The 22,333-nt window shown below is 56.6% G+C and carries 18 protein-coding genes and 2 pseudogenes; 16 read left to right on the top strand and 4 right to left on the bottom strand.

Annotated elements, in window-relative coordinates; translation table 11 throughout:
* Positions 1-913: 913 nt before the first annotated feature.
* Together QN219_RS32375 and virD4 are read right to left on the bottom strand one after the other, a co-directional pair.
* The gene (locus QN219_RS32375; protein ID WP_283979983.1) at positions 914-1,345 is read right to left on the bottom strand and encodes a helix-turn-helix transcriptional regulator; all 432 of its coding nucleotides are present in this window, start codon (positions 1,343-1,345) and stop codon (positions 914-916) included.
* Between the two features lie 288 nt (positions 1,346-1,633).
* Positions 1,634-3,415, bottom strand: a complete 1,782-nt coding sequence (gene virD4 / locus QN219_RS32370; protein ID WP_284004494.1) for a type IV secretion system ATPase VirD4 — start codon at positions 3,413-3,415, stop codon at positions 1,634-1,636.
* 3,165 nt (positions 3,416-6,580) lie between these two features.
* Between virD4 and QN219_RS32365 the strand changes: the two genes are divergently transcribed.
* The 3 genes from QN219_RS32365 to QN219_RS32355 are packed head-to-tail and all read left to right on the top strand — an operon-like array spanning position 6,581 to position 10,022.
* Positions 6,581-8,803, top strand: a complete 2,223-nt coding sequence (locus QN219_RS32365; RefSeq protein ID WP_284004493.1) for a two-component system VirA-like sensor kinase — start codon at positions 6,581-6,583, stop codon at positions 8,801-8,803.
* Positions 8,804-8,837: 34 nt separating this feature from the next.
* Positions 8,838-9,473: a hypothetical protein gene (locus tag QN219_RS32360; protein ID WP_284004492.1), complete on the top strand. Its 636-nt coding sequence runs from the start codon at positions 8,838-8,840 to the stop codon at positions 9,471-9,473.
* A gap of 60 nt (positions 9,474-9,533) precedes the next feature.
* Positions 9,534-10,022, top strand: coding sequence for a DUF192 domain-containing protein (locus QN219_RS32355; protein ID WP_283979986.1), 489 nt, complete (start codon positions 9,534-9,536; stop codon positions 10,020-10,022).
* Here QN219_RS32355 and QN219_RS34445 read toward each other — a convergent pair.
* Both QN219_RS34445 and QN219_RS32345 read right to left on the bottom strand, forming a co-directional pair.
* Positions 10,019-10,306, bottom strand: coding sequence for a transposase (locus tag QN219_RS34445; RefSeq protein WP_405052308.1), 288 nt, complete (start codon positions 10,304-10,306; stop codon positions 10,019-10,021). The genes QN219_RS32355 and QN219_RS34445 overlap by 4 nt on opposite strands.
* Positions 10,307-10,347: 41 nt before the next feature.
* Positions 10,348-10,719 (bottom strand): IS5 family transposase, encoded by a 372-nt coding sequence (locus tag QN219_RS32345; RefSeq protein ID WP_284004491.1) that lies wholly within the window; start codon positions 10,717-10,719, stop codon positions 10,348-10,350.
* 138 nt (positions 10,720-10,857) lie between these two features.
* On the opposite strand from QN219_RS32345, the pseudogene QN219_RS32340 reads away from it, so the two are divergent.
* From QN219_RS32340 to QN219_RS32280, 13 genes and pseudogenes are all read left to right on the top strand, one after another.
* Positions 10,858-11,192: pseudogene (locus QN219_RS32340) on the top strand (IS110 family transposase); the annotation flags it as partial.
* Between the two features lie 502 nt (positions 11,193-11,694).
* Positions 11,695-12,402 (top strand): type IV secretion system lytic transglycosylase VirB1, encoded by a 708-nt coding sequence (locus QN219_RS32335; protein WP_284004490.1) that lies wholly within the window; start codon positions 11,695-11,697, stop codon positions 12,400-12,402.
* A 17-nt stretch (positions 12,403-12,419) separates the two neighbouring features.
* Positions 12,420-12,782: a pilin major subunit VirB2 gene (gene virB2, locus QN219_RS32330; RefSeq protein WP_284004489.1), complete on the top strand. Its 363-nt coding sequence runs from the start codon at positions 12,420-12,422 to the stop codon at positions 12,780-12,782.
* Entirely contained in the window at positions 12,782-13,108 is a 327-nt protein-coding gene (locus QN219_RS32325; protein ID WP_283979989.1) for a type IV secretion system protein VirB3, read from the top strand. Before virB2 ends, QN219_RS32325 begins: the two co-directional genes overlap by 1 nt.
* Positions 13,108-15,477, top strand: coding sequence for a VirB4 family type IV secretion/conjugal transfer ATPase (locus QN219_RS32320; protein WP_284004488.1), 2,370 nt, complete (start codon positions 13,108-13,110; stop codon positions 15,475-15,477). The genes QN219_RS32325 and QN219_RS32320 overlap by 1 nt, the downstream gene beginning before the upstream one ends.
* 14 nt (positions 15,478-15,491) lie before the next feature.
* Positions 15,492-16,178: a type IV secretion system protein VirB5 gene (locus tag QN219_RS32315; RefSeq protein WP_283979991.1), complete on the top strand. Its 687-nt coding sequence runs from the start codon at positions 15,492-15,494 to the stop codon at positions 16,176-16,178.
* A gap of 76 nt (positions 16,179-16,254) precedes the next feature.
* Positions 16,255-17,142: a type IV secretion system protein gene (locus tag QN219_RS32310; protein WP_284004487.1), complete on the top strand. Its 888-nt coding sequence runs from the start codon at positions 16,255-16,257 to the stop codon at positions 17,140-17,142.
* A gap of 35 nt (positions 17,143-17,177) precedes the next feature.
* Complete coding sequence (locus QN219_RS32305; protein WP_283979993.1) at positions 17,178-17,339, top strand: type IV secretion system lipoprotein VirB7; 162 nt, start codon at positions 17,178-17,180, stop codon at positions 17,337-17,339.
* Positions 17,326-18,039: a type IV secretion system protein VirB8 gene (locus QN219_RS32300; protein WP_283979994.1), complete on the top strand. Its 714-nt coding sequence runs from the start codon at positions 17,326-17,328 to the stop codon at positions 18,037-18,039. The genes QN219_RS32305 and QN219_RS32300 overlap by 14 nt, the downstream gene beginning before the upstream one ends.
* On the top strand, positions 18,036-18,917 hold the full coding sequence (gene virB9, locus QN219_RS32295) for a P-type conjugative transfer protein VirB9 (RefSeq protein ID WP_283979995.1): 882 nt from the start codon (positions 18,036-18,038) through the stop codon (positions 18,915-18,917). Before QN219_RS32300 ends, virB9 begins: the two co-directional genes overlap by 4 nt.
* A complete protein-coding gene (gene virB10, locus QN219_RS32290) occupies positions 18,914-20,056 on the top strand; it encodes a type IV secretion system protein VirB10 (RefSeq protein WP_284004486.1) in 1,143 nt (380 codons plus the stop codon). Before virB9 ends, virB10 begins: the two co-directional genes overlap by 4 nt.
* Positions 20,057-20,085: 29 nt before the next feature.
* Positions 20,086-21,126, top strand: coding sequence for a P-type DNA transfer ATPase VirB11 (gene virB11, locus QN219_RS32285; protein WP_284004485.1), 1,041 nt, complete (start codon positions 20,086-20,088; stop codon positions 21,124-21,126).
* 199 nt (positions 21,127-21,325) lie between these two features.
* A pseudogene (locus tag QN219_RS32280) lies at positions 21,326-22,048 on the top strand (response regulator); the annotation flags it as partial.
* Positions 22,049-22,333 lie beyond the last annotated feature (285 nt).

The following is a 22,333-nucleotide window of genomic DNA, read 5'->3' as shown; positions in this document are numbered from 1 at the left end:
TTCATCAAGGTATCGCGCAGGAAGCTGCTGACCAGCAACGTCTTCACCGACGGCGCCGACCGCACTTCAGGACGCACGAAGGACGCTGTGGGGCTCTAAGCCTGCAACGAGGGCTGCCGTGCCCGGCTCGTGAAGCCGCGGGCATACGCAGCTCTTGAACGAGGGGGCGTCTGCGGGGCCCAGCGCTGGCAAAGACGGGTGCTCGCGCTCGGAACTTCCGCTGCTCGGGGACACTCGGGAACCAGGTGCGTCAGTTGTGGGCCGCTGCCTCAGCCGCCCTGATCACGCGCGTTGTCACGATCGATAAGGTTCACCGACCTCAGTCGGGCGCACGAAGGCTGGGCCGGTTGAAGGACCGTCGCGGGAGTTTCAGATTGCCAACGCCTGCCCTGTAACCTTCTCATGCGGTTCTTGGATGCTCGCCGTGTGGCGACGTGATGCATGGCGGAACTTCCCTGCACCACGGGCGACGGCGCGAATTGCCCTAGCCTTCCCGAACCGAGACGATTCGTCGGGAGCTACCCATCGCCCCTGTGCTTCGAGCACCTGGGGGGTCGCGTGCCCCGTCGGATTGGCCGTCGAGCGCGAGTACAGGGATCGGCGATCGGCTAAGATCGCGGCGGCTCGTAGGCTCAAACGGGGAGAAGGCATGACTGATCAAAGACACTGTTATGTTGGCGTCGACCGGGCGTCGGAGAGCCACCATGTGTTCCTCACGGACGGGGACGGCCGAAAATCGGCGAAAGGGTCGTCGGCACGGTGGCGAAGGGCTCGCCGAGATGACGGGCTGGCGGATGGCGGCGAGCGGCGCCGTTGGGGGAGGAATCCGCTTGTTAAACGGTGGTGGCCCCCCCGCGGTCCGTACCTGAGCTTAGAAACCACTCCCCTCACCAGAGGCCGGCGAGTTTATAAATTACCGGCCTTGTTGCCCCAGAGATTTGACGAGCATTACGAGTCGTGATCGTACGCCAAAGTCGCCGACACGGGAAAAGGCCCTGATGAGCTCGATCCCTTCCTCGCTTGCCGCGAATTCGATCACTTCTGGCGGAAGATCAGCCTGATTTGCGGCGCACCGGCCGCTCGCCTGGAATTCGTCAGAGATCCCCTCAAAAAAGTAGCCGGGCTGCACGTCCAGAGCCACGGATATCTGCTTGAGCCGGCTCGCACCGACCCGGTTCGAGCCATTCTCGTATTTTTGGACCTGCTGAAACGTTACCCCGATGGCCTTGCCCAGAGCCGCTTGCGACATGTTCTGCCGTACACGTCCCTGGCGGATTCGACAGCCGACCTGGACATCCACAGCGTCGGGCTTCCGTTTCTTTTTTTCAGGCTTAGCACTAAGCACACTTGTCTCCTCATTGCGGTATGGTTAGGCCACTGAGTCCTCGATAGTCGATCTATGGGTACCACATACGTCGAGATACTGGTTTGACGTAGCTCAATTGGAAGTCAGCAACGCGATCCAGGCCTCTCCGGTCTCACAACCTTGCGTTACCTGCAGCATATGCGGATTGCGGATCAGGGGGGCGGCTCTGTCGCGTGCTGCCGAGAGCTTCCGCTGCGAATTGCATCCATGAGACGTTGCCTCAGTCGACTCCTCCCAATCGAGGTGTTGGTCATGGTCTCGGACGCTTCAGGCGTCCAAACTCGGTTGCCCGAGGTGCGGGTTTCTTTCCGGATTTTCCGAGTCCATACGGTCGGATCCTGTTGCAGGTGGGGCCATCTCCTCCAGACTGTGATGCTCTTTTGCCATTATCACGCGTGAGGGCTCCGGAAGGCTGCCTGTCTGGCTTTCGTAAATGCGTTTCAGTATGCGATCGGAATAATACCGGACCTTTCGCAGTTGCAGTGGTGGCTGACCCTTGATGAGGACGATCTGGCATTCGTCGTTGAGAAGGCGCACCTGTTCCGGCCGCAGAAGGGGTGCTCCTTGAGCTGATATCTGAATATTGCGATCGAAAGCTCGTCCGCCGCCATAAGAAACGGAACGTGATTGAAAAGTATACTCACCGATAGCATCCGAAATGTAAGTCGGCGTCTCATCATCCGCCGTGGCCATGAAGACCTGCAGGCCAGTATTGCTAAGAAAGTTCTCCTTGCCGGCCTCGTCGTATGCTCCCGTCAGTGCCGAAAGACTCTGGATAATGAACATAAAGCGACCCTTATATCCCGCTATGGTCGTAATCGCTGTCTCAATCGTCTCCAGCTTGCCCAAGTGCTTGAATTCATCGAGTAGGAATAGCACCTCGTTCTTTTCTTCCTTGCGAGGCAGCGAGCGTTGTAGAACTGATACGATCTGCTGAAACAGTAGGCGCATCAGCGGCGCGAGCACCTCAAGATCGTTTGGGCTGACGCAAAGGTAAACGCAAGTTCTTCGTCGGCGCAGATCGTAGATCGAGAAATCGGATCGGCTCGTCGCTGCCTTGATTAGCGGATCCGCCCATAAGTTGAGCCCGCCGTCGCCCAGCACTGAAGTGTATGACGTTAGGATTTTCGTGTCGTTGCTCGCCATGTCGTCGAAGATCCGCTGAGCCTCTTTGTTCTGAGTCTCCTCCGCAAGCCGTGCAAGAAGCTTATATTTCTCACCCGGTTGAGCAAAGAGGTCGTAAACAGCACCGATTGTTGGCGTGCCTCGCTCGACGCAGGCAAGAATGCCGGCAACAAAAAGATCTCGCGCGCCATTGATGAAACCTTCTGCGCCTTTGCCCTTGGCCGTAATGAGATTGGCGGCGAGACGACGCGCCTCGGTGAACTGCCGATCTGGGGGCAGCGCTACGATATCTAACACAGGATTATAGCAATGCGTCCGTCGCTCTGGGTCTAGCGGAGCGAATTTAAATACACCGTCGCCCAAGGCTTTGCGTGCTCTCGAGGTGAGTTCAAAAAGCTCCCCCTTAACGTCGAGAGCTATCACTGACCCTTTGAACGTAAGTAGCGTTGGAATGACGATGCCTACTCCCTTGCCAGCGCGGGTCGGCGCAACAACGAGGCTGTGAGGCTGGTCGCCGTTTGTCAAGTAATAGCCAGACCGGGAAGGGCCACTCGTCTTTCCAAAAACCGGGCCGTTAATGCGACTGTACCGCTGCAGATAACCCGCGCGCCGCATCTCGTGGAAGCGAGCCCAGCGTGCCGTGCCGTGATGTTCGCGATCGTGTGGGGACACTGCCTGCTGAATTAGCAGAACAAGCCCGGACGTGGAGACAATGACAGCTAAGCCACGATAGAAGACAGGGCTTGTATAGCCCAAATAGAAGGGCGTCTCGTACCAGAAAGCGAGAAGGTCGATTGTCATCATCGCTTCACCGTTAAATCCATGACGGAATGTTGCGTACAGACTTGCCGCACAGAAACCTGCCGCCAGTGAGCACACGATGCTGATGATTATGCTTGAGAGTGTAGTTTTTCCTGAAGTCATTGTTCCACCGTATCGGCCGAGCGGGTCCAAGGCATCGAGCCATCATCACGCAAAGTCGCCATTCATCCAGCCTTGCCCCTCGTGTTGAAGTGCAGAGATGCGGGATGTGCCCGACATGCGGGGAGCAAGGCCAAACGCTACGGGTCGGAGGAATTATGATCAACAAAAAAGAGATACATTGTTGTTACATGTCCAACCAACATGAAATAAGTTTGTAACGAAAGGGAATGACGAGGCGGCTCAGGCAACACGCCAGCACTCCTGGGATCGTGTGCTGGCTGTGCGATCGCTCTGCTGCAACGGCCATCGGACATCAGCTGCGAGATCTTCGTCGCACCTCATACGACGAAGCGTAAGGGCTTCGACTATGCGCTGGCCGACACCCGGGCGGCTCACACGCGCTCAACAAAACGATAACTGTCAGCTCGAGCTGCCTGCCGAATCCAATCACGTTGACCTCGCTCGGCTTCGACGAAGTGTTTTCGGCCTGTTGCTGTTTATCTAGCTCCTAGATCGTCATCCTATCCAAGCTGGTCGGAAGTATGGAGAGCTGACAGTTTGAGTCCCCACCGAGCCGATGGCGGTAATGGCGGTAGAAGCGATCGGCTCGGCGCGGCATCCCCGGAGATTTGGCCGGCCAGAGTTGCCTTCCATCACCGACCGATCACCCGCGCTGCAACTGCCAAGGAATGTACGGCATACCCTCAGCAGCCCCGGGGGGCGCTAGGACCACAGAGACGCCCGTGCTAAGGCTATCGCGGGTGCATGTTGCGGCGAGAACGCTACACAACGCTCTTGAGCCGATGCTTGGATTTGAAGCCTTGGTAGAATTACAATTGTAACGCGATATCGATTTGGTAGGTCACGGTTCGCTGTTAGCTTGAAGCTGTAGAAACAACGTCGGAGTGTAATCCATGGATCGCGATAGACAGCGGGCACGTACAGCTGGAAGTTCATCCCGAGATGGCGGCGGTGCGGAACGAAACACTCACTTCCCAAATGACCTATTGGCCGAGGTCGCAAGCCGCCTACCCACCCACGACACAGCTGAAACGGCAAATAACCTCGCGAACTTTGAACTCACGAGCCGATCCGCGCGAGAGGCGGTTCAGGCAAGCCCCGTTGGGACGTTTCACCAGCGGATCAACCGGCTCGGCAGCTCAGCGCGAGCGTTGCACGACAGGGCCCTGGCTCAAGTCGCGCCGGACCAAGGCCTACCAGACCGGGTGTTCGCACAGGCCGTAGCTCCCGTGCTCGCGCCAACATTTAAATTTCAAACTCCTGAGAGAAAAACAGACGCCGTCGACCGCATACTGAACATCGAGGCCCCAAGAGATCAAGCCATGGCGCTCGCCAAGATAGGAGACCACTTGGGTGACCTAGACAGTGCAAACAGAAGTCGTCTTATTAACCGAGCGGTCCAATTAACCACCCAACCGGCAGACATGGTTACCCGGCACAATGCTGCCCGCGCCGTTTTGAAGGGATATCACCACTTGAGCGCGGCGCAGCAATCGCAATTACCAGTCGACTACTTGCAGAGTGTCAGCACGCTTCCCGGTGACGAGCCGCTTGCAGCGTCTGCGTCTCGACACGCGGCACAGGCGCCGCTTCCAAATTTGGACAGGAGGATCGACGAGGCTCAGGCCCAAGCTCATGGGCACGCAGGAGAGCAGGGACCCATCTCTCGAAGCCAACTGAGAGGTATGCGAGCGACCGCGGAGAACCTCAACAGAGCGGACAATGACGCACGGGCGGAACTGGCATCTTCCTCCAGAAGCAGAGAACGAAACTGGGGGCGATGAGCTCATTGGCGAGTCAGGTTATCAGTGTACCGTTATTCGTCAGTAAAGGCTCGTTTGCATTGAGGACCATGCTTCAGCAAGCTCGGCTTGGGCTGAAGCCCATCAGAGCAACAAATGTAGCCCGATATCGGTTTAGCAGGTCACTCTCCGATGTTAGCTTCGGAGCTGTAGAACAAACGTCGGAGTCTGACTAATGGATCGCGAAAGACAGCGGGCACGAACAGCTGGCAATTCATCCCGAGATGGCGGCGGTGCCGAACGAAACACTCATTTTCCAAACGACCTACTGGCCGAGGTGGCAAGCCGCCTACCCACCCACGATACAGCTGAAACGGCAAATAACCTCGCGAACTTTGAACTCACGAGCCGATCCGCGCGAGAGGCGGTTCAGGCAAGCCCCCTTGGGGCGTTTCACCAGCGGATCAACCGGCTCGGCAGCTCAGCGAGGGCGGTGCACGACAGGGCTCTGGCTCAAGTCGCGCCGGATCAAGGCCTGCCAGATCGGGTGTTCGCACAGGCCGTAGCTCCCGTGCTCGCGCCAACATTTAAATTTCAAACTCCTGAGAGAAAAACAGCCGCCGTCGACCGCATACTGAACATCGAGGCCCCAAGAGATCAAGCCCTGGCGCTCGCCAAGGTAGGAGGCTACCTAGGTGATCTAGACAGTGCAAACAGAAGTCGTCTTATTGATCGTGCGGTCGATCTAGTCACACATTGGGCAGACGGGGTCACCGAGAACAACGCTGCCCGTGCCCTTCTAAAGGGATACCACCACTTGAACGCAGAGCAACAGGCGCTATTGCCAGTCGAGCGTCTGCAGAGTGTCAGTACATTTCCTGGCGACGAGCCTCTTGCGCCGTCCGCATTTCGATATGGGGCAGAGGCCTCGCATTCAAATTTGGACGGGAGGATAGAGGAGGCCCAGGCTCAAGCTCATGGGCACGCAGGACAGCAGGGGCCTATTTCTCGAGAGCAGCTGTGGGAGATGCGTCCCACCGCGGAGCGCCTCCACAGGGCCGACAATGACGCACGAGCCGAACTGGCGTCTTCCTCCAGAAGCAGAGAACGCTCGAACTGGGGGCGTTGAGTTTCAACTAGCGATTCACCTTAATAGTAATCACGGCTTTGGGAGTAAAGGCTCGTTATTGCAGTCAGGCACCTCTGGTTGGAACCCGAGAGGTGCCCCGATATCACCAAAACAGACGTGCTATTTCCAGCGCCGAACATCCGCCCCGAACAAGGTGCTACTTGTGGCTGTTAACAACTCGTCCGAGGTCCCAATAGGTCGAACAATTTTCCATCGTGCCAGCCGAACATGTAACCTTCGATCCGATAACGCTGTGGCGGAAGGGGGGCCTAAGTGGTTTTCCTGACTCAGCAATGGGGGCTCACCCGCCGGATCGAAACCGAGTTGATGTTCGAATCTCGGCGCTCGGAGAGGCAGACAAACGCAGCTGGTTGTCCGCTTTATCCCTGCGAGAAGAAGAGGCTCAGTGCCAACGTTGTCGTAGTATTGGTGATCGTGACTTTGTTGTTTGCAGTCCTGGCGATAACGCGCGGGCAGGATGACCATGCCAACCAGGCGATCCTAAGTGAACTGGGGGCAATTCGGACCAATTGTGCGTTATTGCAACGTGACGTCTTCCGCGCCCGTGCCGGCACGCCGTGGGATTACCAGGTTCTACTCACAACGATACGGGCTCTGCGGCAGAGCCTGATCGACTTGGAGACTCTGTTCGAAAAGGTGCCTCTTGAGAACGCCAGTGACCTCTCCCGCCTGCTAAAGGAGGTAAGGGCTTCGGTCGAAAGGACTAGCGCGGCCGTTGGAGCTGTGGGCGCACAAAACTTGATCTTGCAACGTTCCCTTACCAGCTTCGCGCAATCGCTGAGTCTGCTTGCGAAATTGCCGTCGGAAACCGAAGGCACTGGTGCTGTGCGGCCCGTCGAACTAGGCAACCTAATTTTATGGTTTTCGCTGAGGCCGAGCTCTAGCCTTGCATCGCGCATCGATCGAGATCTCGACCGCCTTGAGGCGGCTACGGGCCAAGATGCCATTGAAAATTCGGTTGTGCGCAATGGCCAGCTTATCCTGTCCTTGCTGCCGCAGGTGAATGACGCTGTAAACAGGATAGCGTCATCCGACACCATCGACAAAGCTGCGAAACTGGAGCGTGAATATCTGAAAGGGTACGGCTTGGTCATTGTGAGCGAGCGGCGGACACGCGTTTTCCTAGGTTCAGTTTCCATATGCCTTTGCTTCTGGATAATCGCTTTAGTTTCTAGGCTACGTGGGCAGACGGATCGGTTGGCAAGGCGCTTGGAATTTCAAGCAGCGACTAGGGAGATTGGGTCTTGCTTCGAAGATGGTTCAGCAACGAAGGGTTCGCTAACCGCTTCCACCCAAGCAGCACTGAAAGTTGTCCAGCGCTTTTTCAATGCTGATCAGTGTGCGCTGGCACTTGTTGACATCAGTGCGGGGCGTGTCGCCGAGTGTTTCGCTGCCAACACTCCTGCCCCCATCTGGAATGAGGCTTGGCTACTTGAATTCGCTTCTCTTGTCCTGACAGAGGAGCGCAGGCCAGTGTTTCGCATCATTCCCACGCAAAAAGTTGGCTGCGTTGCTAAAGGGACTCCCGAGGTTTGTCAGTTGCTTGTCTTCAAGGTCTCGGATCAGCTCATCGCGGTTTGTTGCCTTTTCCTTGAGCGGAACAGTCTACGGTTCTCTTCTAGTGAGATCCAACTTCTTGAGTACGCGACTGGCCGTGTCTGCAATTACCTCGATCTTCGACGTCGGCAGACGGAATGCAACCTTCTAGAGAGGCGGTTGGAGCATGCGGAACGGCTGAAAGCCGTCGGCACCCTCGCCGGTGGTATCGCGCATGAATTCAACAATATCCTAGGGGCTATCCTCGGCTACGCCGAGATGGCCCACGGTCTTCTGCGTCGCTCTTCAAGAACTCGGGGTTATATCGAGCAAATCATCTCTGCAGGCGACAGAGCGGGGCTGATCATCAATCAGATCTTGGCACTCAATCGAAAACGCGAACGTATGATCAAGCCCTTCAATGTCTCCGAGGTAGTGATGGATCTAGCTCCGTTGCTGCGCGTAGCGCGGCGCGCGGATGTGGAGTTGAATTTCAACATTGACGAAAAGCAAACGGTGATCGAAGGGAGCCCACTCGAGATTCAGCAGATCCTGATGAATCTCTGCAAGAACGCCTCGGAGGCTTTCTCGAATGAAGGCCGCATTGATGTAAGCGTCTCTCGGGCTGTTGTCTCTCAATCGAAGATACTTGCTTATGGCGATCTTCCTCCCGGGGACTATGTCCTCCTTTCCGTCGGAGACACCGGCGAAGGTATTCCTGAAGCCGTACTACCACATATCTTTGAGCCCTTCTTTACCACGCGTTCTCGCATCGGTGGAACGGGGCTCGGTCTCGCTGCAGTGCGCGACCATGTGAGCGCGCTTGCAGGATACATTGACGTTAGCTCGACTATTGGACGCGGTACTCGCTTCGACATCTATCTGCCGCCTTCCCAGAAGAAGCCGGTCAGCCCTGATAGTCTTTTTTGCTCCTTGTAATACACCACTTGGCAACGGAGAGATCATCGCCGTAGTGGAGCCCGATACGGCGACGCTGGAGATGTATGAGGACAGAATTGCCGCCCTGGGGTATGAACCAGTCGGCTTCAAGACATTCAAGCGTCTTTGCGACTGGATTTCGAGGGGAAGAAGGGCCGATCTCATCGTCGCGGACCGCTCGTCTTTTCCTGGGTCACAATGTGCCGCCGCCGTGCACGCGTCCCTAAGGACAGTGCCCGTCATCATCATCGGGGAAGCTAACCATAACGTGCCAACTGCGGGCCCCTATCGTTTTGCTGCAAAAGCCAATGTCATCCAGGACCATGGCGCGCGCATTTCGCACGTTAATCAGGGCGTGATGTTGCCAGAACCGCAAAAGAATCTGCTGCTGAATGCGGAATGGAGGGTATACCTAGCCCGCCGACGCGCACCAGGTGGGCGGGAGACCAGCACCGCCGTCATCGGCGGGGCGGCGCCAGTCATGCCGAGCGTCAGCGCTCTGGATCGACGCTCGCCGCTTCGTCACAGTGCGGCACCGTGGGGATGTAAACCACTCGGCCGCCAAGCCTGCACCGGCGTCATCTTCGCGCCGTGTTGCTGGTGCCTGCCCGTGCATCAGCACTTGCGACAAATTATTCTCTTGAGCACGGCGGCCCGACCCCTATGCTGATCTGCCCGTCACTCGCATCACCTCATGCTTGCCCTGCTTACCTTGTGCGGAATTATGCCAATGTCCTTCCTGAAACTCGTCGTGCTGGCGGCCTTTACCATGAACGCTCGAGCGATCTTGGCCGGAGACCCCCTACTCCTACCGTCCGATGCCGCGGCTCTAGTGGTCGAGACCGAATGGGGGGAGCAGCGCTTCTCGATAGAGGTGGCGGACGAGCCTGCAGAATGGCGGCGCGGACTGATGTTCCGCACGACGATGGCGGACGATCATGGCATGCTCTTCGTCTTTGACGACAGCCAACCGCGCGGCTTCTGGATGGAGAACACACCTATGCCGCTCGATCTCCTCTTCGTCGGCGAGGATGGAAAAGTACGTGCGATTGAAGAAGGCCAACCGTCCTCAACCACACCCATTGCTCCGACAGTTGCCGCGCATTTTGTGTTGGAGCTTAAGGCTGGTACCGCACAGCGGGCTGGGATCCAGCTCGGCGCGCGGCTCCGCCACCCGCTCATTGACACAGTCGTCAGTCACAGGCTGCAGCGTCTTTAGGGGCTGCCATCTGGTGGAGCTGACGCCGTTGGTGCTCTTTCGTAATTGTTGTACCTGCTGAACGCGACCCGGATCGCCTGCGAGGCGGCGAGATGTTTATGAATATCGGAGCGGTAGCGACGATCGCTTCGATAGGCACGAAGAATCTGACCCTGGATCGTCGCACGCAAAGCATTGCTGTCATAGGCTTTGTCGGCGAGCACAGCCTGACCTTCCTGGCCGTCGAGAAGAGCAGGAGCCTGCGTGATGTCGACGACCTGACCGGCTGTCACGATGAAGCGCAGGGGACGTCCGAGCGCATCGACCAGCAGATGAATCTTGATGGTCAGTCCACGTCTGCCCCAGCGCCTGATCCTTGGCCGCCCTTTCCACTCGCCGCCTGTTGATGGGCGCGGACGATAGTGCTGTCGATCATCAGGTGCTGATTGTCTCGGTCAGATGTCAGTGCATCGAAGGCCCGCTCCCACACGCCGGCATGGCACCAGCGGCTGAATCGGCGGTGCACCGTCTTCCACTTGCCGTGACGCTCGGGAAGGTCGCGCCAGTGCGCACCTGAACGCAGAACCCACAAACACCCGTTCACGGACGATCGATTGTCGCTACCCGTCCGGCCCGGATCGCCGGCCTTCCCTGGTAGCAAGGGCGGCGCGACCCGCGACCATTGCACCTCATGCAGTTCGTATCGCTTCACCGTCATCGCAGCGTCCCCGTGCAGAACACGGTGACCTATGAATAAGGCATCAACTGATTTGATGTTGTGGAACGGCTCTGCTCCCACCCTATCCTGAAATGCCGGGCCGAGCATGTAGTTCGGCGAAAAGCGCGGAGCATTATCATGACTTTGATCACGACCATTGGCCTCGACACGGCCAAACAAGTCTTTCAGTTGCATGGAGTAGACAACGAAGCGACGACAATCCTTCGCAGGCAGCTTCGACGCGCTGAGGTTTTGAAGTTCTTCAAGACGATCCCGGCGTGTGTCGTTGGATTGGAGGCGTGCGGCGGCGCTCATTACTGGGCAAGAGAGATCAAGGCTCTCGGACATGAAGCTCGGTTGATCCAACCTGCCTACGTGAACCCTATGTCAAAAGAGCAAAGAATGGCGCGGCAGACGCTGAGGCGATATGTGAAGCTGTAGGCCGACCGTCGATGGGTTTCGTGCCGATCAAGCCGTCGGCCAGCAAGCTACGGCTATGCTCTTGAAGATCGGGCACTATACACACAAACGCTGCGTCCGGCAGCCGGCTCCACCCAAAGCCGTTCCATGGTCAAGGGCAGTGGAAATGGGAAGGAAGGGCCATGCTATGCGATTGAAGAAACAAGTAATGGCGCACCCGTGGTTGCCGACGGCCGAGCGGCGCGTTGCCGAGCCAAGCCTGGATCGGCGTCGTTGAGCCTAGTGGTAGTCAGCGTCGCCATGAAAGGGGGCGCGATCGTCGTTCAGAGGCTGCGAATGCGAAGAACCAGGGCTTTTTGCGGCGGGCGAAGCAAACTCGCGCTCGATGTCAGCGCGTCGATGCTGTCTTAAGCTAGGCAGAAACGTCATTTGCTTCAAATGAAACAAAAAGAGGGAACTTAGAAATCCTAGAGTAACAGTCCGTTCCGATATTGGCGAACGCCAGATGACGCTGATTCTTTAAGGCCGAGTGAGTGCGATGGGAGGTGATAGGGAATGTTAAACACAGCTTGGCCCGTGTCGATCGTCTTCTCGATCTCCATATGTTTCTCAACCAAGGCCGCACCACTCTCCCTGCGTGAGTTCAACGATCTCGCTAGCGAATGCGCGCCTTGGGTTGCTCCATCTACGCTTGCGGCAATTGCCACCGTTGAAAGCAACTTTGATCCGCTTGCGGCGCATGACAATACCACCGGCGAAACCCTCCACTGGAACGATCCAGCTGAAGCAACGCAGAGCGTCAAGGAGCGCCTCAAAGCGCGACATTCGCTCGACGTCGGGCTTATGCAAATCAACTCCAACAATTTTTCTCTGCTGGGTCTCACGCCCGATAAGGCGTTCCAGCCCTGTTTCTCACTTTCGGCTGCAGGGCACTTGCTTGAAAGCCGCTACGCCGGCGGCAACACTACCGCAGCAGAGCAACTGGCGCTTCGTCAGGCAATCTCCGCCTACAATACTGGAGATCTGACGCGCGGCTTTGCGAACGGATATGTGCGGAAGGTTGAGCTTGCCGCTCGAAAGATGGTGCCGCCGCTGCTCGAGCTGCCGGAGAAAGACGGTGAAAAGGCGATCCGGCAAGACGCATGGGACGTTTGGGGCTCGCATGAGCGGCACCGTTCGGCAGTCGATTCATCAAGTTCTCCCACGCAGCAGAGGCCGAAAGTCGGCGAATCCACGGACGACAATCAACTCATATTCGATTGAACGACAGAGGTGTAGTGATGATATTCCTTGAAAAATTCGGCGTGCAGTTGAAGCGCTTTTCCCTGCTGGGCGCGGTGATGCGCATGGCTGTTACCTATGCACCCGCCGCTGGAGGGGCGGCCGGATGGAGCTTTTTCTCCTCGGGGCCAGCCGTCGCACAAGTGGCAGGAGCCGCCGACCCCGCCGCAATGGTCAACAACATATGCACGTTCATCCTGGGTCCGTTTGGACAGTCGCTCGCTGTTCTCGGCATCGTCGCCATCGGCATATCATGGATGTTCGGTCGTGCTTCACTCGGTCTCGTCGCCGGCGTCGTTGGGGGTATCGTTATCATGTTCGGGGCCAGCTTCCTTGGCAAAACGCTCATCGGGGGCGGCTGATGAGTGCCCGTCTGGAAGAAAGCACCCTTTACGTGGCGGCGACACGACCCGCATTGTTTTTCGGCGTACCGCTGGCTCTCGCTGGATTATTCATGATGTTAGCCGGCTTTCTGATCGTCATCCTCCAGAACCCTCTTTACGAAGTTATACTTGTGCCACTCTGGGTCGGAGCGCGGATCGTCGTAGAGCGTGACTATAACGCAGCGAGCGTAGTCTTACTTTTTCTGCAGACTGCCGGCAGAAGCGTCGACGGCCAAGTCTGGGGCGGGGCGAGCGTCAGCCCAAACCCGATCATGGTGCCGGCTCGAGGAAGAGGAATGGTGTAATGCTCGGCACAAGTGGCAAGACCGAGAGGTCCGGGGAGATCTATCTACCCTACATTGGGCACCTCAGCAACGAGGTTGTACTTCTAGAGGATGGATCGATCATGACCATGGCACATGTCAGAGGTTTGCCCTTTGAATTGGAAGATGTCGAAATCCGCAATGCACGCTGCCGCACGTTTAATACCCTCTTACGCAACATTGCCGATGACAATGTGTCTATATACGCCCATCTCGTACGGCATACCGATGTGCCGTCGCCGCCAGGGCGGCAGTTCCGCAGCGCTTTCGCTACCAAACTGAGCAAAGCTTTTGAGCAGCGCGTGCTCTCCGGGAAACTCTTCCGCAACGATCACTTCCTAACATTGATCGTCTTCCCCCGCGCAACGCTTGGCAAATTAGGAAGCCGATTCACCAGATTCTACAAAAGAAAAGAAATCGACTTGGCAAGCCAGATGCGAAATCTGGAAGATCTTTGGCACGTGCTTGCTGGCGCCCTCGACGCATATGGTCTCCGCCGGCTCGGCATTCGGGAGAAGGATGACGTGCTTTTCTCTGAGATCGGCGAAGCACTCCGCATGATCATGACTTGTCGTTTCACACCGGTTCCCCTCGTCAGCGGCTCCCTCGGCGCTTCGATCTATACCGACCGGGTCATCTGTGGCAAGCGGGCACTAGAGATTCGGGCGCCACACGATAGTTACGTGGGGTCAATCTTTTCATTTCGCGAGTATCCGGCAAAGACGCGGCCAGGCATGCTAAATACGCTACTATCCACAGACTTCCCGCTTGTTTTGAGCCAAAGTTTCTCCTTCCTAACTCGTGCACAGGCTCATGCCAATCTCAGCCTCAAGTCCAGTCAAATGATAAGTTCCGGCGACAAGGCTATCACCCAGATCGATAAACTCACCGAGGCAGAGGACGCACTGGCAAGCAACGAATTTGTTATGGGCTCGCACCACTTAAGCCTTTGCGTCTATGCCGATGATCTCAATGGCCTTGCCGACCGCGCTGCGCGCGCCCGCGCGCGATTGACCGATGCAGGGGCTGTCGCGGTCCAAGAAAGTATTGGCATGGAGGCGGCTTACTGGTCGCAACTTCCGGGCAACAACAAGTGGCGCACGCGTCCCGGGGCGGTCACGTCGCGCAATTTCGCCGGCCTGGTCTCATTCGACAATTTTCCGGGCGGCACTGTTACCGGCCATTGGGGTAATGCAGTTGCGCGTTTTCGCACCAACGGTGGGACGCCTTTTGATTATGTCCCCCATGAGAACGACGTTGGGATGACCGCAATATTCGGACCTATCGGGACAGGCAAGACGACGCTCATGACCTTCATCCTAGCGATGCTCGAGCAGAGCATGGCTTATCGCGATGGCGCGATCGTCTTTTTCGACAAGGACCGTGGCGGTGAGCTGTTGGTACGTGCAACGGGAGGGACATATCTCACTCTACGCAGAGGGATGCCGAGCGGCTTGGCACCTCTGCGAGGCCTGGCCAATACATCGGCGTCCCGGGACTTTCTGCGCGAATGGATCGTGGCGCTGATTGAAAGCGACGGACGCGGAGGTATCTCGCCGGAGGAGAATCGCCGGTTGGAGCGTGGTATTGTTCGACAGCTTTCGTATGAGCCGGACATGCGTTCACTCGCAGGACTGCGAGAATTCTTGTTGCATGGCCCATCCGAGGGCGCAGGAGCGCGACTACAGCGTTGGTGCAGAGGAAATGCGCTCGGTTGGGCCTTTGATGGCGATGTGGACGAAGTAACGCTCGATAGATCAATCACCGGCTTCGATATGACGCAACTTCTGGAGTACGAGGAGGTCTGTGCGCCGGCCGCTGCGTATCTACTGCACCGAGTGGGTGCTGTCGTGGATGGTCGGCGCTTTGTCATGAGCTGCGACGAGTTTCGATTCTATCTACTGAACCCGCAGTTCTCCGCAGTCGTCGATAAATTCTTGCTCACGGTTCGCAAGAACAACGGCATGCTCATACTCGCAACACAGCAACCTGAGCACGTCCTGGAATCGCCACTCGGAGCAAGCCTCGTTGCACAATGCATGACAAAAATCATTTACCCATCACCTACAGCGGACCGAACGGCATACATCGACGGGCTGAAATGTACCGAACGAGAATTTCAGGCAATCCGCGAGGATATGGCCGTCGGCAGCCGCAAGTTTTTGCTTAAGCGCGAGAGCGGGAGCGTTGTCTGCGAGTTCGATCTTCGGGAGATGCGCGAATATGTCGCCGTGCTCTCGGGGCGGGCCAATACCGTGCGATTTGCCGATCAGCTACGTGAGACGTATGGAGAGGACCCTTCTGCCTGGCTCGACAAATTCATAGCTCGCTATCATGAAGTACAAGACTGACGGAGAAAGTGCCTATGAAACTTGCACAACTCACGGCAACGGCGCTTGCCATTTGCATCACTCTACCGGGGCCGACCCGGGCGCAGCTCATCGTCAGCGATCCCGCAACGGAAATCCAGACGACTGCAACGGCGTTAAGCACTGCAGAGAACCTTATACAGACGATCGCAATACTCGAACAGACAATCCAAATGGTGCAGATGTTCACGACGTCCTTTGGCGTCACCGGCCTATTAAGCTCGCTCAACCAACCGAACCGCTATCCGACCACCAATCAGCTAGAAAAGCAGATGTTTGCTGCTGAGGCGCCAGCATCCGCCACGGCGCGCGCGATAGCATCGGATGCCCAAAACAAAGTGGTGTGGGGTAGCGACGCGGAAGGGGCTCTCTTGCGCGAGCATATTGCAGGTTCGTCGAATGCAGCAGCAGCTGCAGCCGATAATCTGGATGCTATGGACCAGCGCCTGAAGCAAAACGCCGCCACCTTAAATCAGCTTTCGCGTTCAGGGAATATTATGCAGGCTACCGTCACCAACGGACTACTTCTCAAGCAGATCCACGATGCGATTATCCAAAACACCCAGGCTACTAGCTTGTTGACGATGACGACCGCGCAGGCACGCCTTCAAGAAGCAGAGGAGGCAACGACACAGCGGCGGGAACGCCAGGCAACCGCGGCTATCTTTGGCGCAGTGCCATAATCTGTGAGTTCTGCCGCTCGGTGGGAACCTCTATTCGTCTACCTTCGGCGAAGAGAAGCAAGTCAAGGTTGGAGCGATGAATTTCAGGATTCTTGCGCCGTTTACGGCTATTCATACGATCTTTGATCAGGCCTTTAAGATCGGAATGAACACAGTGCTGGAAAAAATCCAGACTGCGGTCAGTGCGCCTCTTGTGGCGTGTGTAACGCTTTGGATAATAGTTCAAGGCATTCTTGTGATGCGTGGTGAAATCGACACTCGTGGTGGCATTACGAGGGTCATCATTGTGTCACTTGTTGTCTCCCTTGTGATCGGCCAGGCGAACTATCATAACTATGTCGTGTCACTCTTTGAGGACACGATCCCAGCTTTCATTCACCAGGTCAGTGGCAGTCACATTCCGTTCATTGATATCCCCAAAAAGCTCGACATCATGTTCGCGCTAACCCAATTTTACTTCCAAAAGGTAGCCTCCGAAATTGGGCCAATGAATGGCCAGGACATTCTCGCCTTTCAAGGCGCACAGTGGGTATTTTACGGCGCGCTTTGGGCTGCGTTCGCGATCTACGATGCCGCTGGAATTCTCACGAAGGTGCTCTTGGCGATCGGCCCACTCATTCTTGTAGGCTATCTCTTTGATCGCACGCGAGACATGGCTGTTAAATGGCTCGCTCAACTCCTCACCTACGGGATACTTCTCCTCTTGCTGAACATCGTGACGTCTCTCGTCATCGCAACGGAAGCGGCCGCCCTTGCAATAATGCTCAGGGTGATTTCTGGCGCGGGGACGACCGCAGCCAAGATTATCGGGCTATATGAACTCGATATGTTCTTTCTCGCCGGTGACGCTCTGATCGTCGCGCTTCCGGTGATCGCCGGCAATATTGGAGGGGCCTATGTGGCAGGAACATACCAACCTGGCAGCAGCCTGAATCGGCATCTAGCCAAGTTACCACGTGGGTAGGATCTCACTAGGATCGCTCAAATTGGAAGGTTTGCATGAAGTATTGTCTGTTGTTTCTAATCCTTACTCTAGCCGCCTGCCAGACAACCGACAAGCTGGCGGCCTGCGGGGGTCCGATTTTCCCGCTAAACGTTGGGCACTGGCAACCGACTCCAACTGATCTTCAGGCTTCGGGAGAACTTGATGAAAGGCCCTGAATATGCTCTCCTGGTCGAGAAGAAGGCATTGGCTACTCATTATAAGGAAGTGGAAGCCTTTCAAACTGCACGTGCGAAATCTGCGCGGCGTCTCTCCAAGGTTCTGGTAGCGGTTGCAGCAGTCGCTGGTCTTGGAAATGTGGCACAGGCTTTCACTATCGCCACCATGGTTCCGTTGATCAAGCTTGTGCCTGTGTATCTTTGGATACGCCCCGACGGTACAGTTGACAGCGAAGTGTCCGTCTCTCGGCTGCCCGCCACGCAAGAGCAGGCGGTTGTCAATGCCTCCCTCTGGCAGTATGTCCGCCTGCGCGAGAGCTATACGGCGGACACTGCTCAATATGCCTATGATCTCGTATCGAGTTTCAGTGCTCCGGCCGTGCGGCAAGACTACCAAGACTTCTTCAACTACCCCAATCCTGATTCACCGCAAGTCGCAATTGGTAAGCGCGGTAGGCTAGAGGTCGAGCACATCTCCTCAAACGACATCACTCCGGGCGTGCAACAGATTCGCTACAAGCGCACGCTCGTTCTGGAGGGGCAAATGCCGGTGGCGAGTACTTGGACTGCAACGGTTCGCTACGAAAAGGTGACAAGCCTGCCCGGCCGATCGAGGCTGACCAATCCGGGGGGATTGCTTGTTACCTCCTATCAAACCTCGGAAGACACTGTTTCGAACGTGGGGCGCAACGAGCCATGACGAAAAGAACACTTCTCTCACTGGCCTGTTTGCTTTTTGCTATGGTGGGCGCGCGTGCGGAGGACACTCCCACGGCCGGCAAACTAGATCCTCGCATGCGCTATCTGGCCTACAACCCGGATCAGGTAGTGCGCCTGTCTACCGCTGTCGGAGCAACAATGGTTGTGACATTCGGGGCCAACGAGACCGTCACAGCGGTCGCCGTTTCCAACAGCAACGACCTCGCAGCCCTTCCGCGCGGCAACTATCTCTTCTTCAAGGCAAGCCACGTTCTCCCGCCACAGCCGGTCATCGTGCTGACCGTAAGCGACGCAGGTATGCGACGATATGTTTTCAGTATCTCCACCAAGTCCATGTCTCGGCTCGACAAAGAGCAGCCTGACCTCTACTACAGCGTGCAATTCGGCTATCCTGTCGATGAGGCTGCTGCGCGCAGGAAGCAAGCGGAACAGAGGTCCCTAGCCTACCGGCTTCGAGCGGAAGCGCAATATCAACAGAGGGCTAGGGAATTATTCGATCAGCCGGCCGCAACCGGCAGTCCCGGCCCTAACAATTGGCATTATGTCGCCCAGGGGGACCGTTCGCTGATGCCCTTGGAGGTTTTTGACAACGGCGTCACCACTGTATTCCGCTTCCCCGGCAATGTACGCATACCATCTATCTATAGGATCAATCCAGACGGTGAGGAGGCCACTGCCAATTATTCGGTCAAGGGAGAGTACGTCGAGGTTTCCTCGGTTGCTCGTGGTTGGCGACTGAGGGATGGCGACACAGTATTATGCATCTGGAATAGCGCCTTCGATCCCATTGGACGAAACCCGGGCACGGGGACGAGCAGACCCGATGTTTGGCGCGTTCTAAAGGAGCCTAGGCAATGAGTGACGTTAATCCACAATCTTCTCACGATGTGGATGCGTCCGGATCCGTGGTCTCGGACCCACATCCTCGGCGTCTTTCGGGATCGCAGAAGTTAATGGTTGCAGGCTTAGTTCTGGCGTTATCGCTGGGCCTCATCTGGCTCGGTGGACGTTCGAAGGCTAGCGACGGGGCTTCTCCGCCCCCAACAACGATTCTCACAGACACCGAGCCCTTTCGTCCGGCGCCTATGGATATAGCTCCTGATCCTTCGGAAAACCAGGAGCCTGTGCAGCCGACAGCTCCCGCGCCAGCCACAAGCCAGCCTCAACGCGATGACCCGCCGCCTGAGAAAACACCGATCTTTGCGTATAGCAGCGGCGACCAAAGCATCAGCAAGCCCGTGCCACGGACGAAGTTTGGCCACGAAAACGAAGACGAAGAGCAAGAAAACTCCTCGCTCACGCGCGGACGTTCAGTCGAAAATGATCTTCAAACGAGGATGAAGCCGGCTGTGCTGCAGGCAAGCCGGGCTACACTCTTGCCGAACCCTGACTTCATGATCACGCAAGGAACGACTCTTCACTGCATTTTGCAAACGGCGATCGATACCAATCTAGCGGGTTATGTAAAATGCGTGCTGCCCGAGGACGTCCGTGGGGCAACGGGCAACGTTGTGCTCTTGGATCGGGGCACGACCGTGGTTGGCGAAATCCAGCGTGGCTTACAACAAGGGGATGCACGGGTCTTCGTGATCTGGAATCGCGCTGAGACGCCGAACCATGCGCTGGTGTCGCTCGCGTCACCAGGTGCTGACGAACTCGGCCGCTCAGGGCTGCCTGGCACGGTCGACAATCACTTCTGGCAACGTTTCGGAGGGGCAATGCTCTTGAGCGTCGTCCAGGGTGCGTTCCAGGCAGCTAGTAGTTATGCTGGCAGCTCAGGTGAGGGCACTAGCATCAACAGCTTTCAGGGCAATAGCGGACAGATCGCCAACACCGCGCTAAGCGCAACGATCAACATTCCTCCCACTCTGAAGAAAAATCAGGGGGATACGGTATCCATATTCGTCGCACGGGACCTCGATTTCTCAGATGTATACGAGCTTCGGACGGCCACTGGGACAACGAGAGGGCGAAATCGGCAACCCTCGCCGAGATAGTTTAACGACAACGAAAATCGGAGACCTGAATGCTAACGGAGGCGGATTCTCAATTGCGTTTCCTCCTCAAACCGGTTTTGAGCTGGCTTGAGGAGCCGCGGACCGAAGAGGTCGCAATCAATAGACCCGGGGAGGTTTTCGTCCGCCAGGGCGGCGTCTTTACGAAATATCCTCTACCTCTTACCTATGATGATCTCGAAGATATCGCGATCCTGGCGGGAGCGTCACGGAAGCAAGATGTTGGACCACGAAACCCCCTCTGCGCCACCGAACTGCCAAATGGAGAGCGGCTGCAAATCTGTTTACCGCCCGCGGTGCCCTCGGGCACGGTCAGCCTGACAATTCGACGCCCCGGCGCCCGTGTTTCGGAGCTCAAAGAAGTCACATCTCGGTATGATGCTTCGCGATGGAATCAATGGCGCTCGCGTAAGCAGCGTCAAGCTCAGCACGACGAAGAGATTCTCCAGCATTACGACGGCGGCGATCTGGAAGGATTTCTGCACGCATGCGTGACTACTCGCCTCACAATGCTGCTCTGTGGGGCCACAGGTAGCGGCAAGACGACGATGAGCAAGACATTGATCAGCGCCATCCCGCCGCAGGAAAGGCTGATCACCATCGAAGACACGCTCGAACTCGTAATTCCGCATGAGAACCATGTCAGGCTACTCTATTCAAAGGATGGCACAGGTTTAGGCGCGGTGACCGCAGAACAGCTTTTACAAGCCAGCCTCCGCATGCGCCCGGATCGAATACTGCTCGGCGAGATGCGCGACGATGCCGCTTGGGCTTATCTCAGCGAAGTCGTTTCCGGCCATCCAGGATCGATCTCCACTATACATGGTGCCGATCCGGTTCAAGGTTTCAAAAAGCTCTTTTCGCTGATCAAGAGCAGCTCGCAAGGAGCTGCGCTTGAAGACCGCACGCTGATCGATATGCTGGCGGCCGCGATCGATGTGATTGTGCCGTTCCGTACCTGTGGTGACGTCTATGAGGTAGGCGAGATTTGGCTCGCAGCCGACGCGCGCAGGCGCGGTGAGACAGTGGCTGATCTTCTCAACCAGCATTAGGGCCGCCATCATTCTTGAGCTGTCGTTCAGTGACTAAAGGCTGACGCCCAAAAGTCTTCGGATCGCATTTTTGTGCCACCCATCCATTCGGCGAAGGTCTCACATTCGTCGAATGGATTGGTGTGCCGCAGCTCGTGCATGTACAGGTCCGATCAGCTGCTTCAACAGGCAGCGTGATCCCAGTTCGAAAGGTGAGCCGTTGAAACATGTTCTTGTCATCGATGACGATGTCGCGATGCGGCATCTCATTGTTGAGTACCTTACGATACACGCATTTAAGGTAACCGCAGTAACCGATAGTTGGCAGTTCAATCGCGTGCTCACGTGTGAGCCGGTCGACCTCGTCGTTGTTGATCTTAATCTGGGCCGCGAGGATGGACTTGAAATCGTCCGCAATCTGACAACAAAGTCCGATGTTCCGATAATTACCATCAGCGGTGATCGTCTCGAGGAGGCTGAAAAAGTTGTTGCACTGGAGCTTGGAGCAACTGACTTCATTGCAAAGCCCTTTGGAATGCGAGAATTTTTAGCGCGCATTCGTGTCGCGTTGCGCGACCGGCCGACGAGTCCACGGACAAAAGATCGACGTTCGTTTCATTTCGCCGGTTGGACGCTCAGTCTAAAGCAGCGTCGACTGATCTCTGAACAGAGCGGCGAGGTCAAGCTGACGTCCGGTGAGTTCAATCTTCTACTGGCCTTCCTGGAAAAACCACGCGACGTCTTATCCAGAGAACAGCTTCTGTTTGCGAGCCGAGTGCGCGGAGAAGAGGTATATGACCGAAGCGTTGATGTGTTCATTTTGCGCTTGCGCCGAAAGCTGGAAGCTGACCCGGCTAACCCGTGTCTGATTAAAACATCCCGCGGTGCGGGCTATTTCTTCGACGCTGACGTGGAAATTAGCTATGGGGGTACATGGGCCGCCTGCTCAGCCGTTAGCAGTCGTCGAGGTCCTGCCAGCGCCGCCGATGCCGTTGCCCTGGGAGAGGTCGCGCATCTCGCGGGGCAGCGCAAGAATGGACCGTCCCGCGAGACAAGCTGAGGGCATACGGACGGTGAACATCATACTGCTCTCAGCGAGGGCAATGGGGGTAGTCGCAGGTGACCTGATGGGTTGTCTAATCGCAGCCGTGGGGTCAAGTATCTTTGTATGAGACGCGTGTGCCGGGTTACAGGGTTGTCTTCGCGGTCGGCAGAGGCCGCCGCATCA

Origin of the sequence: Sinorhizobium sp. 8-89 (assembly GCF_030124325.1) — a bacterium.
In the GTDB taxonomy this organism is placed as follows: Bacteria; Pseudomonadota; Alphaproteobacteria; order Rhizobiales; family Rhizobiaceae; genus Sinorhizobium.
Note: the sequence above shows the minus strand (reverse complement) of the source record. Positions and strands in the feature narration are given on the sequence as shown.

Bases quoted from the DNA above. Each gene is read 5' to 3' on its own strand.
- virB11 (WP_284004485.1), top strand. From the start codon at position 20,086: ATGCTAACGGAGGCGGATTCTCAATTGCGTTTCCTCCTCAAACCGGTT.
- virB2 (WP_284004489.1), top strand. From the start codon at position 12,420: ATGATATTCCTTGAAAAATTCGGCGTGCAGTTGAAGCGCTTTTCCCTG.
- QN219_RS32300 (WP_283979994.1), top strand. From the start codon at position 17,326: ATGAAAGGCCCTGAATATGCTCTCCTGGTCGAGAAGAAGGCATTGGCT.
- QN219_RS32305 (WP_283979993.1), top strand. From the start codon at position 17,178: ATGAAGTATTGTCTGTTGTTTCTAATCCTTACTCTAGCCGCCTGCCAG.
- QN219_RS32325 (WP_283979989.1), top strand. From the start codon at position 12,782: ATGAGTGCCCGTCTGGAAGAAAGCACCCTTTACGTGGCGGCGACACGA.
- QN219_RS32335 (WP_284004490.1), top strand. From the start codon at position 11,695: ATGTTAAACACAGCTTGGCCCGTGTCGATCGTCTTCTCGATCTCCATA.
- virB10 (WP_284004486.1), top strand. From the start codon at position 18,914: ATGAGTGACGTTAATCCACAATCTTCTCACGATGTGGATGCGTCCGGA.
- QN219_RS32310 (WP_284004487.1), top strand. From the start codon at position 16,255: ATGAATTTCAGGATTCTTGCGCCGTTTACGGCTATTCATACGATCTTT.
- virB9 (WP_283979995.1), top strand. From the start codon at position 18,036: ATGACGAAAAGAACACTTCTCTCACTGGCCTGTTTGCTTTTTGCTATG.
- QN219_RS32345 (WP_284004491.1), bottom strand. From the start codon at position 10,719: ATGACGGTGAAGCGATACGAACTGCATGAGGTGCAATGGTCGCGGGTC.
- virD4 (WP_284004494.1), bottom strand. From the start codon at position 3,415: ATGACTTCAGGAAAAACTACACTCTCAAGCATAATCATCAGCATCGTG.
- QN219_RS32355 (WP_283979986.1), top strand. From the start codon at position 9,534: ATGTCCTTCCTGAAACTCGTCGTGCTGGCGGCCTTTACCATGAACGCT.
- QN219_RS32315 (WP_283979991.1), top strand. From the start codon at position 15,492: ATGAAACTTGCACAACTCACGGCAACGGCGCTTGCCATTTGCATCACT.
- QN219_RS32320 (WP_284004488.1), top strand. From the start codon at position 13,108: ATGCTCGGCACAAGTGGCAAGACCGAGAGGTCCGGGGAGATCTATCTA.